Below are 13,542 nucleotides of genomic sequence, written 5' to 3' on the forward strand. Positions count from 1 at the left end.
CCTCAGTCGAGGATGAAGCTCTCCAGGTACGACGGGTCGGCGCGGTCGAGCATGGACCGCGAGCGCGCCCTGATCTGGCGGTCGCTGTGCTCGGACTCCGGCAGCATCCAGAAGCGGTCGGCGCGGATGCCGTCGACGACGTGCTCGGCGACCTCCTCCACCGGCGTGAAGGCCACCTCGTGCCCGGCCTCCTTCATCGCCGCCTCCCACTGGTCGAGGCTGCGGTACGGGGTTCTGCGCGGCCGCTGTTTGGCGTACCGCTTGGGCCGGTTGCGGTGCGACTCCCACAGACCGGTGCGGAGCATGTGCGGGCCGGGGAAGAGCACGGACGCGCCCACGCGCGCGTGCTCGGCCTTCAGGTGCGCGTACAGGGACTCGGTCATGGTGACGACGGCCGCCTTGGTGACCGCGTACACGGAGGCGGTGGGCAGCGGGGCGATGCCGCCGTCGGCTGAGGAGGTGTTCACGACGTGGCCCGGTTCGGCGCCCGCGAGCATGCGCGGGACGAAGGCCTGGATGCCGTGGAAGACGCCCCAGACGTTGACGGAGAAGGCCCACTTCCAGTCGTTCGGATCGTGCTCCCACATGCGGCCCTCGGCGCCGGAGCCGACGCCCGCGTTGTTGCAGAGGACGTGGACGGCGCCGAAGGTGTCGTACGCGGCGTCCGCGAACGCCCGTACCTCCTCGGGGTCGGAGACGTCGACCGTGCGGGCGAGGATCTGCGCCCCGCTCGCCGTCAGCTCCTCGGCGGCCTCTTCGAGCGCGCCGCGCTCGACGTCCCCGAGGACGACGGCGAGGCCCTCGGCGGCGAACCGGCGGGCCATCGCGAGTCCGATGCCGCTCGCCGCGCCCGTGACGACGGCAACCTGCCCCGCGCGCAGCTCCATCAGGCACGTCCTTCCGGGGGGCCGTCGAGGATCTGGAGCGGGTCGTCGTACCGCTGGTGGACGAAGGGCAGCAGGTCCCGGGCGGAGACGCGTTCGGCGACCGTGCCCCTCTGGTCGGTGGTCTTCTCGCCGATCGTGATCTCGACGAGCCGGCGCACCGGGAGGTCGGCGACCGGGTCGTACATGGACTCGCGCAGGACCACGTCTCCGGTGATCCGCTCCAGTCTCCGCACCTTCTCGTGGCGCACGCAGTGGACGAGGACGGGGTCGGCGTCGAAGCCGGTCCCCTCCACGCCCGGGAGGAACTTGAAGTAGAAGTCGGTCTTCTCGACGGGTTCCGGCAGCGGCAGCGGGCCGGCGACCGCGCCGCGCACCTCCACGAAGGCGATGCCGTGCCGGGCGAGGACCGCGCGCACGACCAGACCGTCGCGCTCGACCGTGACCTCGCCCAGCTTCTTCGGCTCGCCGAAGACCTCACGGCCGCCGATCAGGGCCCGCTCGTGGGTCATCGGCATGACCAGCGGGTACCAGCCCTCCCGGTCGCCGTGGGCGGCGGCGACGGCGACGGAGCCGGCGCCGAGGGGGTGGCCGGGCAGGTCGACCCTGCTGATGCCGGCGCGTACGAGGGGGCGTGCGGTGGGTTTCAGCGGGGGCGGGAGGACCGCCGCCACGACGTCCGGGTCGGTCTCCCAGAGGGCGACCACGCCGGTGGACCAGATGTCGGGGAGCTTGGCGGCCCGCTCGCGGGCCGCCGCCGCCTCCGCGTCACCGCGTGCCCCGTACCGTACTCGTGCCATGACGTACCACCCTTCGGGATCGTCGGCCTGTAACACAGTTACACCGATGCTCGGGAAGGGTAAAGAGGGCTGCACGCAGAGGAGTTGGGGGAACCGATGGCACGCTCGGCGCTGACCCGCGAAGAGGTCCTGGACACCGCGGCGGCCCTGGTGAGGGAACACGGCCCGGGCGTCCTCACGATGCGCCGGCTCGCCGCCGAGCTCGGCACCGCGGTCACCTCGATCTACTGGCACGTCGGCAACCGCGAGTCACTCCTCGACGCCCTCGTCGCCCGCACGGTCGCCGATCTCGGCACGATCCGCCCGCGGGGCGCGACCCCGGCCGAGCGGATGGTCTCGGTCGCCCGCACCCTGCGCCGCGCCCTGCGCGAGCGCCCGCACCTGGTGGCGATGGTCCACGAACGGGGCCTGACGGAGCGGATGTTCCTGCCGGCCCAGCGGGCCCTGGTTCACGAGGCGCACGCGGCGGGCCTGCGCGGCGCGCAGGCGGCGCGGGCCGTCCGCGCCGTGCAGTTCCAGGTCGTCGGCCATGTCCTGGTGGAGCGCAACAGGGAGCGGGCCCCCGCCCAGTCCCCAGACGAGGAGGAGCTGTGGCGCGGCGAGGACGCCGAGGCCGACGGGGCCCTCGCGCGCGCCCTGGCGGCACCGGTCGACACCGAGCGGCTCTTCAGCGACTCCGTACGCGCCCTGGTGGACGGCCTGCTCGCCGAAGCCCCCGGGGAAATCAGGGCAATTACGGACACTGGGGACAGCGGGGACGGGGCTGTCGGTCGCGGGCCGTATTCTCAGTGACCGTGCTTGACGACCGTACGACAGCAGCGATGTGGCCGGCCGCCTACCCGCAGGGGTACGCGGTCGTCGACGTGGAGACCACCGGACTCGCCCGTGACGACCGGATAGTGTCGGCTGCCGTCTACCGGCTGGACGCCCAGGGGAACGTCGAGGACCACTGGTACACCCTGGTCAATCCGGAGCGCGACCCCGGTCCGGTCTGGATCCACGGGCTGACGAGCGACGTCCTGGAGGGCGCCCCGCTCTTCCCCGAGATCGCCGCGGAGTTCGCGGCGCGGCTGGACGGGCGGGTCCTCGTCGCGCACAACGCCATGTTCGACTGGCAGATGATCGCCCGGGAGTACGCGCGCGCGGAGTCCGCCGCGCCCGTGCGCCAGCGGCTGTGCACGATCGCGCTCGCCAAGGAGCTGTCGCTGCCGCTGCCCAACCACAAGCTGGAGTCGCTCGCCGCGCACTTCGGTGTCGTGCAGCAGCGGGCGCACCACGCGCTCGACGACGCGCGGGTGCTCGCCGAGGCGTTCCGGCCGAGCCTGCACGCGGCGGCCGAGCGGAACGTACGGCTGCCGCTCCTGGAGTGCCGGCCGCTGACGGAGTGGGCCTCGGCGCCCGCGCAGCCGCTGATCGGCCGGCAGTCCTCCTACCGGGCGGGCAGTTGGCGCCCCTCGCGGAAGCGCCCGCCGTGTCCGTACCCCAACCCCGGACGTTACGAGTCGGACAAACCGCTCAAGCAGGGCATGCGGGTGGCCTTCTCCGGTGACACCTCCATCGACCGTGAGCTCCTGGAGGACCGCACCGTCGAGGCCGGCCTCCACGTCGCCTCCAGCGTCTCCCGGCTGACCAGCCTCCTGGTCACCAACGACCCGGACGCCGCCACCTCCAAGACCCTCAAGGCCAGGTCCTTCGGCACCCCGGTCGTCGACGAGGCCGCCTACACCCAGCTGCTGCGGGACGTGGCCCCGGCAGACGGGTGACAGCCCCGGCCTCGCGGGCGCGCCGCGCTGCGCGCGACCGCCGGGCGCTCCACCCTGTGGCGCATGGCACGTTGTGAGGTCTGCGGAAACGATTACGGCATGTCCTTCGAGGTGCACGCGCAGGGCGCGGTGCACGTCTTCGACTGCTTCGCCTGCGCCATCCATCGCATGGCGCCCATCTGCGAGCACTGCCGGGTCCAGATCATCGGACAGGGCGTCGAGGTCGAGGGCAGCTGGTACTGCGGCGGCCACTGCGCCCGCGCGGAGGGAAAGGTGGGCATCGTCGACAGGGTGTGACCCCGGAACCACTCCAGGCCCCCCGCGGCACCCGCCGCGAGGGGGCCTTTCGCCGCAATGTACCGTCGACGGCGTGTACCGCTTCCTGTTGTCCCGGCAGTGGGTGATCCTCACCCTCGTCGCCCTCGTCCTCGTCCCCACGATGATCGAGCTGGGTTTCTGGCAGTTCCACCGGCACGAACGCCGGGTCGCCCAGAACGCCCTGATCGCGGACAACCTCCAGGCGAAGCCGCTCCCGGTCGAGGAGCTCACCTCCCCCGGTCACACCGTCCCGCGCGCCGACTACTGGCGGCGGGTCACCGCCACCGGAACCTTCGACCCCGCCCACGAGGTGGTCGTCCGCCGCCGCACCTCCTCCGACGACCAGGTGGGCGTGCACGTCCTGACCCCGCTGGTCCTCCGGGACGGACGGATCGTCCTCGTCAACCGCGGCTGGGTCCCGGCCGCCGCCGACCAGCACTCCTACCCTCCGGTGCCACCCGCCCCCAGGGGCGAGGTCACCGTCACCGGCCGGCTCAAGGCGGACGAGACCACGGGCGCCAGCGGCATCAAGGACCTCAAGGGCCTGCCGGACCGCCAGGTCATGCTGATCGACAGCCGGCAGCAGGCCGAGCTCATCGGCCGCGAGGTGCTCGGCGGATACCTGGAGCAGACCGGGCCCGAGCCGGCCGGCGGCACCCCCGAGATGATCGCCGAGCCCGACCACGACTCGATCGGCGCGCACATGGCGTACGCCGTGCAGTGGTGGCTCTTCGCGGCCGGTGTCCCCGTCGGCTGGGTGATCCTGGTCCGCCGCGAGAAGCACGACCGGCAGACCGCCGGCGACCCCGACGGCGCCGACGCCTCCGGATCCCCGGAGCCGGCAGAGGCGCAGGCCACTCCGTCCCGTTGATTGACCGTCGCCGCTTGCGGGAACAGGCCCAAGCGTGACGCAACGTATCGACGACTACGCCCTCATCGGTGATCTCCAGACCGCCGCCCTCGTCGGCCGGGACGGATCGGTCGACTGGCTGTGTCTGCCCCGCTTCGACTCGGCCGCCTGCTTCGCCGCCATCCTCGGCGACGAGGACAACGGTCACTGGCGGATCGCCCCCAAGGGCGCCAAGACCTGCGCCACCCGCCGCTACGCCGAGGACTCCCTCGTCCTGGAGACCTACTGGGAGACCCGTACGGGCACCGTCAAGGTCATCGACTTCATGCCGCAGCGGGACAGGGCCCCCGACCTGATGCGGATCGTGGAAGGGGTCAGCGGCAGCGTCGAGATGACCGCCGTGCTGCGGCTCCGCTTCGACTACGGCTCGATCGTGCCCTGGGTGCGCAGGATCGACGGCCACCGGGTCGCGGTCGCCGGGCCGGACTCGGTCTGGCTGCGCAGCGAGCCGGAGGTGAAGACCTGGGGCCAGCAGTTCTCCACCGAGTCCTCCTTCACCGTCGCCGCCGGTGAGAAGGTGGCCTTCGTCCTGACCTGGCACCCCTCGCACGAGCCGCGCCCGAACCTCGTCGACCCCTTCGAGGCCCTGGACCATTGCCTGCAGGACTGGCGGGAGTGGGCGGGGCGCTGCACCTACAAGGGCCCCTACCGGGAGACGGTGATGCGCTCCCTGATCACCCTCAAGGCGCTCACCTACGCCCCCACCGGCGGGATCGTGGCCGCGCCCACCACCTCCCTGCCGGAGGAGCTCGGCGGCGTGCGGAACTGGGACTACCGCGCCTGCTGGCTGCGCGACTCCTCCCTCACCCTGGGCGCGCTGCTCGCCGCCGGATACGACGAGGAGGCGGAGGCCTGGCGGGACTGGCTGCTGCGCTCGGTCGCGGGCGACCCCGCCGACCTGCAGATCATGTACGGACCGGCCGGAGAACGCCGGCTGCCGGAGACGAGCCTGCCATGGCTGCGCGGGTACGCCGACTCGGCGCCGGTACGGATCGGGAACGCGGCGGTGGACCAGCTCCAGCTCGACGTGTACGGCGAGGTCATGGACTCCCTCTACCGCGCGCGTGAGGCCGGGATCCCGGCGGAGCGGCACGCCTGGAACCTCCAGCTGAGCCTGCTCGGCTTCCTGGAGTCCACCTGGCGGGAGCCCGACGAGGGTCTGTGGGAGGTCCGCGGGCCGCGCCGCCACTTCACCCACTCGAAGGTGATGGCCTGGGTCGCCGCCGACCGCGCGGTCCGCACGCTGGAGGCCGACCCCTCGCTGCCGGGGGACGCGGCGCGCTGGCGGGCGATGCGGGACGAGATCCACGCCGAGGTGTGCGAGCGGGCGTACGACCCCGAGCGGAACACCTTCACCCAGGCGTACGGCTCGGCCGAGCTGGACGCCGCCACCCTCCTCATCCCGCAGGTCGGCTTCCTGCCGCCGGACGACCCCCGGGTGGTGGGGACCGTGGACGCCGTACGGGACGAGCTGATGCACGGCGGCTTCCTGCGCCGCTACACCCCCGACTCGGGGTCGGTGGACGGACTGCCGGGCCAGGAGGGGACCTTCCTGGTCTGCTCGTTCTGGCTGGCGGACGCGCTGCGGCTGACCGGGCGGGCCGGGGAGGCGCGCGAACTCTTCGAGCGGCTCGTCGAGCTCACCAACGACGTGGGGCTCCTCGCCGAGGAGTACGACCCGGTGGCCGGACGTCAGCTGGGCAACTTCCCGCAGGCGTTCAGCCACGTCGGGCTGGTCGGCACCGCGTTCGCGCTGGCCCGGGAGGATGCGGACCCGGCAGGATAGGCCCATGGATCTGGGACTGAAGGACCGTGTGTACGTGGTGACCGGCGCGACGCGGGGGCTCGGCCGGGCGTCGGCCGAGGCGCTGCTCGCGGAGGGCGCGAAGGTGCTGGTCACCGGGCGCGAGGAGAAGACGGTCGCCGACGCGGTGGCCGAGCTGGGCGAGGGCGCGGCGGGGATCGCCGCCGACAACGCCGACCCGGAGACCCCGGCCCGGCTGATCGCCGAGGCGCGGACGCGGTTCGGCGGCTTCGACGGCATCCTGATCAGCGTCGGCGGCCCGGCGCCGGGCTTCGCGGCGGACAACACCGACCAGGAGTGGGCGGCCGCCTTCGACACGGTCTTCCTGGGGGCGGTCCGGCTGGCCCGCGCGGCCGCCGAGACGCTCACCGAGGGCGGGGTCATCGGCTTCGTCCTGTCCGGCTCCGTCCATGAGCCGATTCCCGGTCTGACCATCTCCAACGGGCTGCGTCCGGGGCTCGCCGGCTTCGCGAAGTCCCTCGCCAACGACCTGGGCCCGCGCGGCATCCGGGTGATCGGCCTGCTGCCGAGCCGGATCGACACGGACCGGGTCCGTTCCCTTGACGCCCTCTCCGGCGACGCGGACGCGGCCCGCGCGGCGAACGAACTCACGATCCCGCTGCGCCGCTACGGCACCCCGGAGGAGTTCGGGCGGACGGCGGCCTTCCTGCTGTCGCCGGCCGCCTCGTACCTGACGGGTCTGATGCTGCCGGTGGACGGCGGGGCGCGCGCCGGTTTCTGACGCTCACGAGACGCGGCGGGCGCGGTGCTTCACCGCGCGCAGACGCGCCTCGGTGGGCAGCGCGGGCAGGCCCGTCGCCGTGCGGGCGTGGTCCAGGGCCCGGGTGCTGAGGGTGGTCAGGGCCGCCTCCGGAGAGGCGTGCGGCTCCAGGAGGAGGGCGACCCGGGTCCGGGGGGCGCCGCGGCGGCCCGTGAGGGCGACCCGGGCCCGGGCCACGCCGTCCTGGGAGGTGGCGTCCGCCTCCAGGACGCCCTCCAGGGCCCGGCCGCGCACGACGGCCTCCTCGCCGTCGCCGCTGTCGACGAGGACCTCGGAGAGCCGGGCGCGCCGGAACTGGGCGAGCAGCCACCACAGGGCGAGCAGGACGATGATCCCGAGGGCGGCGATGACCACGGGCCACCACCAGCCCTCGTCACGCCAGCGCCGCCGGTCGGCGGTGGAGAGCAGTACGTCGGAGGGGCCCGACCAGGCCCACCAGGACGGTACGGACAGGTCGGCCGCGGCGGCCAGGACGGCGCCGCCGACGAGGACGAGGATCAGCCCGGCGAGACCGAGCAGGGCGCGGTTGACGCGCCGGAGGACGACGGTCACGTGCTCTTCCCTCTCCGGTGGTTCATCGGTTCATCCCTTCCGGGGCGGCCGGGCCACCCGTACGGTCAGCGCGGGCCGACGGGCGAGGCCGAGCTCGTCGACGCCGGTGGCGAGCACCGCCTGCACGTCGGCGCGGACCTCGTCGAGGGCCCGGAAGTGGGACACGGCCCGGACGGCGACCTTGGCGCGGCCGACGCGCACGCGGGCGGACTGCACGCCGGAGACCTCCATGACGCGGTCGCGCAGGATGAGGGCGGCGGCATCGCGGTCGAGCCCCGCGCGCACGTCGGTGTGCTCGCGGCGCATGGGGAGGACGGAGCGCAGCCCGGGGGTGACGGCCAGGGCCAGGAGCCAGAGGCCGAGCAGGACGGCGACGGCGGCGCCGACGATGATCACGACGTCGTCCAGACGCCGGGTCGCCAGGGCGTCGGCGAGCTCGCGCCGCCAGGACATGGCGGAACGGTCGGCCCGGACGGCCGCGACGTCGTAGAGCAGCAGCCCCGCGCCGCCGAGGACGACGGCCGCGAGCAGGGCGGCGGGGATGCGGCGGACGGCCCAGAAGCGGCGCACGCGCGACGCGGAGGCGTCGGGCGGGCTGGGCGTCGTGGCGGCGCCGGGGGGCGCCGTCGAGTCCGGGCGGGGGGTGGTGTTCATGCGAGGCGACCCCTCGGCGTGGTGGGGCGGGTCTGCTCGGAGTGGAGGCGCTCGACGTGGACGGCCACCTCGTGCACCTCCAGGCCGACGAGCTGCTCCACGCGCGTGCGTACCCGGTTCCGGACGGCCCCGCACTGGCGGCCGACGTCGGAGGGGTAGTCGAGCTCGAGGCTCACGGAGACGCGGGCCGTCCCCCGGTGGACGACGACCGAGGCGTGGGGCCTTGATCCTCCCTCGGGGACGGCGTCGAGGGCCTCCCTCGCCGCCCGGGCCGCGATCTTCGCGACGACCCGGTCGGCGATGTTGGTCGCCCCCCGGTCCCGCGTCTCGTCCCGTACCGGGTCGTCTGCCAGATCCGTCACCACCCCGCGTCACCGCCTCCGGTCGCCGCGCTCGCGGCCCCGGAACAGATCGCCGGGTTCAAGGTCTCCCTCGAGGAACCTGCCGACCACGAAGCCGATCGCCCCGAGGGCCGCGATCAGCAGGAACGCCCCGAATCCACCGAAGTATCCGGCGAAGCCAAGAGCCATACCGGCCACCAGGCCGACCACCGCCATGCTCATTCCGAGCCCCTTTCTGGGGTGTCCTACGGGTCAGGTCGGGCTCGCGGGGCCACCGCGCCTCGCCCGGGGTTCCGGCCTACTGGAGCCGGGGCTCCTCTTCCTCTTCCTCGTCCTCGGGCAGCTTCACGTCGCTGACCGCGATGTTGACCTCGACGACTTCGAGGCCGGTCATCCGCTCCACCGCGGCGATGACGTTCTCCCTGACATCGCCGGCGACATCGGCGATGGAGACGCCGTAGACGACGACGATCTCCAGGTCGAGCGCGGTCTGCACCTCGCCGACCTCCGCCTTGACCCCTCGGGTGGCGTTGGCCTTGCCGCCGCCTCCGCCGGGCACCCGGTCGCGGACGGCGCCGAAGGTGCGGGAGAGACCGCTGCCCATCGCGTGGACGCCGTCGACGTCCCGCGCGGCGAGGCCGGCGATCTTCTCGACGACGCCGTCGGCGATCGTCGTCTTTCCCCGGGTGGCCGCTGAGCCGCCGCCCCGCTTGGTCACGGAGGTACGGCGCGGTTCGTCCGCCGCGGCACCGGAGTAAGTGGTGTCCGTCATCAGGTTTCGCCCCTTCTGGGTTATTTCGGGGTTCTTCGCTCACACTAAGGGCGCTTGCCCTATTTCGCCCCAGGGATGCGGCAGGCTGGGGGAATGACGACGGCTGAGGGTTGGACGGCGGCGGTACGGGAGCGCCTCGCGGCGGGCAGGCTGCTGCCGCTCGGAATGGCGGCTGACCGGGCGTGGATCACCGAGCGGGCGGCACGCGAAGTGCTCGGCCGGGCGGCCGCGACGGTACAGGGCGTGGTGCCGGGCAAACTGCGGATCGCCCCGGTGGACCGGGAACAGGAGAGGGATTCCGCGCCGGGCGCGGAGACGGACACGGAGGGCGTGCGCATCTCGGCCGCGTTCGGCGTGGTGGCCGGGCGGCCACTGCCCGAACTGACCGACGCACTGCGGACGGCGCTCCTCACGGCGGCCGAGGGCAGGCTCGGGCTCGTGGTGGCGGCCGTGGACCTGCGGGTCACGGAGCTCCTCGACGCGGCGCCGGAGGAGACACACCCCGCTCCCCCGCCGGGGCGGACCTCCCCGGCGACGGACGACCCGGTGGCGCTCGCGGCGCTCGGGGTGCCCGGGGTCGCGGGCGTGACGGACGCGCTGGGCCCGCCGGTACGCCACCGCCCGGACGAGGTGCGGGTCGAACTGGCCGTGACGGCCGGGGCCCGCCCCCTGGACGTGGCCCGCTCCGTCCGCACGGCCGTGACCCCGGCCGCCCCGGAGGGGGCCGAGGTCACGGTGGTGGTGTCGGAGCTGCGCTAGGTGTACTGCCAGGGCGGCCCGTGGCGCGTCAGTCGCCGAGGCCCGCCAGGTCGCGCAGACGGCGGGCCTGGGCGGCGCGCTCGGCGGTGCGCTGCTCCTCGTAGGAGCGGCCGGAGACGCCCTGGAGCAGCGCCTTGGTCTCGGTGACCGCGTCGCGGGGTGCCGCGAGCAGGGCGGCGCTGAGGTCCCGTACCGCCGCGTCGAGCTCGTCGGCGGGCACGGACAGGTTGGCGAGGCCGATGCGCTCGGCCTCCTCGGCGTGCACGAAGCGGCCGGTGGCGCAGATCTCCAGCGCGCGGGCGTAGCCGACGAGCGAGACGAGCGGGTGCGTCCCCGTCAGGTCCGGGACGAGGCCCAGGCTGGTCTCGCGCATGGCGAACTGCACGTCCTCGGCGACGACCCGCAGGTCGCAGGCGAGAGCGAGCTGGAAACCAGCGCCGATGGCGTGCCCCTGGACGGCCGCGATCGACACGAGGTCGCTGCGGCGCCACCAGGTGAACGCCTCCTGGTACTCGGCGATGACCGCGTCGAGGTCCTCGTCGGAACCGCGCGCGAGGTCGAGGAAGGAGGGCTCACCGTCGAAGCCCTCGGGCGTGAACGCCTGCCGGTCGAGTCCGGCGGAGAAGGACTTGCCCTCGCCGCGCAGAACGACGACCCGCACGCTGCCGGGCAACGACCGGCCGGCTTCCGTCAACGCCCGCCACAGAGCGGGAGACTGGGCGTTGCGCTTCGCCGGGTTGGTCAGGGCCACCGTGGCAACGGCGTCCTCGACGGTGAGCCGTACACCGTCCTTGTCGAATACGAGCTCAGAGTCGTCGAGCGTAGTCATGGGGGCGCCTCCGGTTCCGGTGCAGCACTGCAGCGACATGCCAAGTGACTGCACAGTAACCACCCGGTCGGCCGCTGGACCGACCGGGTGCCCACCGGGAGGTCCCGGTGGACGGTCGAGCCGCCCCGATGTCAGGCCGAGGCCGCCTTCTTGCCCCGTGTCGCTCCGCCGCGTCCACGCAGCGTGACTCCGGACTCGCTCAGCATCCGGTGGACGAACCCGTAGGAGCGGCCGGTTTCCTCGGCCAGCGCCCGGATGCTCGCACCGGAGTCGTACTTCTTCTTCAGGTCTGCCGCGAGCTTGTCGCGCGCGGCGCCGGTCACCCGGCTGCCCTTCTTCAGAGTCTCGGCCACCCGTGCCTCCTCATGGGAAGTGCGCTCTGGACTTCTCATGATCACCCCTCTCGCCCGTCCTGGCCACCCATTCGACGAGGTCCGTCCCGCCGGGTTTGTGGACGAGTACACCGTCATCACGAACGGAACCTCGCATTCCGCTCGCACCGGAACGCCCCCCGAGACCGCGGGGTAGGTGAAGTGCCAGGTCAGCCAGGCAGATCGAACATGCGTACGGCGCGGGTCTGCCGGAAGGATTCGGCAGAGCACCGCGCCGGGATGTACGAGAGACCCTCACTCAGATGAAGGATCACCCATGAGCCGAATGATCCAGCCCGGGATGATCATCCAGGGGCCCGGGGAGCCCCGAAGCGCCCCTCGGAGGGTCAGGCGAGCGCCACGAGGTCCGCGTAGTCCGCGCCCCACAGGTCCTCGACGCCGTCCGGGAGCAGGATGATCCGCTCCGGGTCGAGCGCCTCCACGGCACCCTCGTCGTGGGTGACGAGGACGACGGCGCCCTTGTACGTGCGCAGCGCGCCGAGGATCTCCTCGCGGCTGGCCGGGTCCAGGTTGTTGGTCGGCTCGTCCAGGAGCAGCACGTTCGCGGAGGAGACGACGAGGGTCGCGAGCGCGAGCCGGGTCTTCTCGCCGCCGGAGAGCACGCCGGCCGGCTTGTCGACGTCGTCGCCGGAGAAGAGGAAGGAGCCGAGCGTCTTGCGCACGTCGACGAGGTCGAGGTCGGGCGCGGCCGAGCGCATGTTCTCCAGGACGGTCCGCTCGGGGTCGAGCGTCTCGTGTTCCTGGGCGTAGTAGCCGAGCTTCAGGCCGTGGCCCGGGGTGACCTCGCCGGTGTCGGGCTTCTCGACGCCGCCGAGGAGGCGCAGCAGGGTCGTCTTGCCCGCGCCGTTGAGGCCGAGGATGACGACGCGCGAGCCCTTGTCGATGGCGAGGCTGACGTCGGTGAAGATCTCCAGCGAGCCGTAGGACTTGGAGAGACCCTCGGCCGTGAGCGGAGTCTTGCCGCAGGGTGCGGGGTCGGGGAAGCGGAGCTTGGCGACCTTGTCGGAGGCGCGCACCGCCTCCAGGCCGGAGAGCAGCCGCTCGGCGCGCTTGGCCATGTTCTGCGCGGCGACGGTCTTGGTGGCCTTGGCGCGCATCTTGTCGGCCTGCGAGTTGAGGGCGGCGGCCTTCTTCTCGGCGTTCTGCCGCTCGCGCTTGCGGCGCTTCTCGTCGGCCTCGCGCTGCTGCTGGTAGAGCTTCCAGCCCATGTTGTAGACGTCGATCGTGGAGCGGTTGGCGTCCAGGTAGAAGACCTTGTTCACCACGGTCTCGACGAGGTCGACGTCGTGGGAGATGACGATGAAGCCGCCGCGGTAGGTCTTCAGGTAGTCGCGCAGCCAGACGATGGAGTCGGCGTCGAGGTGGTTCGTGGGCTCGTCGAGGAGCAGGGTGTCGGCGTCGGAGAAGAGGATCCGGGCGAGCTCGACGCGGCGGCGCTGACCGCCGGAGAGGGTGTGCAGCGGCTGGCCGAGGACGCGGTCGGGCAGGCCGAGGGCGGCGGCGATGGTGGAGGCCTCGGCCTCGGCCGCGTACCCGCCCTTGGTCAGGAACTCGGTCTCCTGGCGCTCGTACTGCCGCATCGCCTTGTCGCGGGTGGCGCCGGAGCCGGTGGCGATCCGCTCCTCGTTCATCCGCATCTTCTTGAGGAGGGCGTCGAGGCCGCGGGCGGAGAGGATGCGGTCGCGGGCCAGGACGTCGAGGTCGCCGGTGCGCGGGTCCTGCGGGAGGTAGCCGACCTCACCGGAGCGGGCGATGGTGCCGGCGGCGGGCTGGCCCTCGCCCGCGAGGCACTTGGTGAGGGTGGTCTTGCCCGCTCCGTTGCGGCCGACGAGGCCGATGCGGTCGCCCTTGGCGACGCGGAAGGAAGCGGATTCGATGAGGACTCGGGCGCCGGCGCGCAGCTCGATGCCGGAAGCGGTGATCACGGACAGACTCCAGGGCGGTGGGGATACGGCGGAAGGACGGGGTGGAGGGCTTCGACGC

At 72.9% G+C, this 13,542-nt stretch carries 17 protein-coding genes; 7 read left to right on the top strand and 10 right to left on the bottom strand.

Features of this window, described 5'->3' with window-relative positions; genetic code table 11:
• Positions 1–2: 2 nt before the first annotated feature.
• On the bottom strand, positions 3–887 hold the full coding sequence (locus tag ACZ51I_RS00195) for an SDR family NAD(P)-dependent oxidoreductase (RefSeq protein WP_468870470.1): 885 nt from the start codon (positions 885–887) through the stop codon (positions 3–5).
• On the bottom strand, positions 887–1,684 hold the full coding sequence (locus ACZ51I_RS00200) for an acetoacetate decarboxylase family protein (protein WP_468870472.1): 798 nt from the start codon (positions 1,682–1,684) through the stop codon (positions 887–889). Before ACZ51I_RS00200 ends, ACZ51I_RS00195 begins: the two co-directional genes overlap by 1 nt.
• A 96-nt stretch (positions 1,685–1,780) precedes the next feature.
• Here ACZ51I_RS00200 and ACZ51I_RS00205 point away from each other — a divergent pair, with 96 nt between their 5' ends.
• The 6 genes from ACZ51I_RS00205 (at position 1,781) to ACZ51I_RS00230 (ending at position 7,221) form a co-directional block, all read left to right on the top strand.
• The gene (locus ACZ51I_RS00205; protein WP_468870473.1) at positions 1,781–2,476 is read left to right on the top strand and encodes a TetR/AcrR family transcriptional regulator; all 696 of its coding nucleotides are present in this window, start codon (positions 1,781–1,783) and stop codon (positions 2,474–2,476) included.
• Positions 2,473–3,447, top strand: coding sequence for a DEDDh family exonuclease (locus tag ACZ51I_RS00210; protein ID WP_468870474.1), 975 nt, complete (start codon positions 2,473–2,475; stop codon positions 3,445–3,447). The genes ACZ51I_RS00205 and ACZ51I_RS00210 overlap by 4 nt, the downstream gene beginning before the upstream one ends.
• A gap of 63 nt (positions 3,448–3,510) precedes the next feature.
• The gene (locus ACZ51I_RS00215; protein WP_030691654.1) at positions 3,511–3,744 is read left to right on the top strand and encodes a hypothetical protein; all 234 of its coding nucleotides are present in this window, start codon (positions 3,511–3,513) and stop codon (positions 3,742–3,744) included.
• Between the two features lie 73 nt (positions 3,745–3,817).
• Positions 3,818–4,636, top strand: a complete 819-nt coding sequence (locus ACZ51I_RS00220) for an SURF1 family cytochrome oxidase biogenesis protein (protein ID WP_468870475.1) — start codon at positions 3,818–3,820, stop codon at positions 4,634–4,636.
• Between the two features lie 34 nt (positions 4,637–4,670).
• A complete protein-coding gene (locus ACZ51I_RS00225) occupies positions 4,671–6,461 on the top strand; it encodes a glycoside hydrolase family 15 protein (protein ID WP_468870476.1) in 1,791 nt (596 codons plus the stop codon).
• A 4-nt stretch (positions 6,462–6,465) separates the two neighbouring features.
• The gene (locus tag ACZ51I_RS00230) at positions 6,466–7,221 is read left to right on the top strand and encodes an SDR family oxidoreductase (protein WP_468870477.1); all 756 of its coding nucleotides are present in this window, start codon (positions 6,466–6,468) and stop codon (positions 7,219–7,221) included.
• A 3-nt stretch (positions 7,222–7,224) separates the two neighbouring features.
• Here the strand turns inward: ACZ51I_RS00230 and amaP are convergent, their stop codons facing one another.
• From amaP to ACZ51I_RS00255, 5 genes are all read right to left on the bottom strand, one after another.
• Positions 7,225–7,812, bottom strand: coding sequence for an alkaline shock response membrane anchor protein AmaP (amaP, locus tag ACZ51I_RS00235; protein WP_468870478.1), 588 nt, complete (start codon positions 7,810–7,812; stop codon positions 7,225–7,227).
• Between the two features lie 30 nt (positions 7,813–7,842).
• The gene (locus tag ACZ51I_RS00240; protein WP_468870479.1) at positions 7,843–8,466 is read right to left on the bottom strand and encodes a DUF6286 domain-containing protein; all 624 of its coding nucleotides are present in this window, start codon (positions 8,464–8,466) and stop codon (positions 7,843–7,845) included.
• Positions 8,463–8,828, bottom strand: a complete 366-nt coding sequence (locus tag ACZ51I_RS00245; RefSeq protein ID WP_468870481.1) for an Asp23/Gls24 family envelope stress response protein — start codon at positions 8,826–8,828, stop codon at positions 8,463–8,465. Before ACZ51I_RS00245 ends, ACZ51I_RS00240 begins: the two co-directional genes overlap by 4 nt.
• A gap of 9 nt (positions 8,829–8,837) precedes the next feature.
• Positions 8,838–9,029 (bottom strand): hypothetical protein, encoded by a 192-nt coding sequence (locus tag ACZ51I_RS00250; protein WP_468870482.1) that lies wholly within the window; start codon positions 9,027–9,029, stop codon positions 8,838–8,840.
• Positions 9,030–9,105: 76 nt separating this feature from the next.
• On the bottom strand, positions 9,106–9,579 hold the full coding sequence (locus ACZ51I_RS00255) for an Asp23/Gls24 family envelope stress response protein (protein ID WP_468870483.1): 474 nt from the start codon (positions 9,577–9,579) through the stop codon (positions 9,106–9,108).
• Between the two features lie 93 nt (positions 9,580–9,672).
• Between ACZ51I_RS00255 and ACZ51I_RS00260 the strand changes: the two genes are divergently transcribed.
• Positions 9,673–10,338 (top strand): hypothetical protein, encoded by a 666-nt coding sequence (locus tag ACZ51I_RS00260; RefSeq protein WP_468870484.1) that lies wholly within the window; start codon positions 9,673–9,675, stop codon positions 10,336–10,338.
• Between the two features lie 28 nt (positions 10,339–10,366).
• Here ACZ51I_RS00260 and ACZ51I_RS00265 read toward each other — a convergent pair whose 3' ends face one another.
• The 3 genes from ACZ51I_RS00265 to ACZ51I_RS00275 form a co-directional block, all read right to left on the bottom strand.
• Complete coding sequence (locus tag ACZ51I_RS00265) at positions 10,367–11,167, bottom strand: enoyl-CoA hydratase/isomerase family protein (protein WP_468870485.1); 801 nt, start codon at positions 11,165–11,167, stop codon at positions 10,367–10,369.
• 131 nt (positions 11,168–11,298) lie between these two features.
• On the bottom strand, positions 11,299–11,520 hold the full coding sequence (locus tag ACZ51I_RS00270) for a helix-turn-helix domain-containing protein (protein ID WP_006123601.1): 222 nt from the start codon (positions 11,518–11,520) through the stop codon (positions 11,299–11,301).
• Positions 11,521–11,885: 365 nt separating this feature from the next.
• Complete coding sequence (locus ACZ51I_RS00275) at positions 11,886–13,484, bottom strand: ABC-F family ATP-binding cassette domain-containing protein (protein ID WP_468870487.1); 1,599 nt, start codon at positions 13,482–13,484, stop codon at positions 11,886–11,888.
• Between the last annotated feature and the right edge of the window lie 58 nt (positions 13,485–13,542).

It is taken from the genome of Streptomyces sp. NPDC034084, assembly GCF_055575535.1.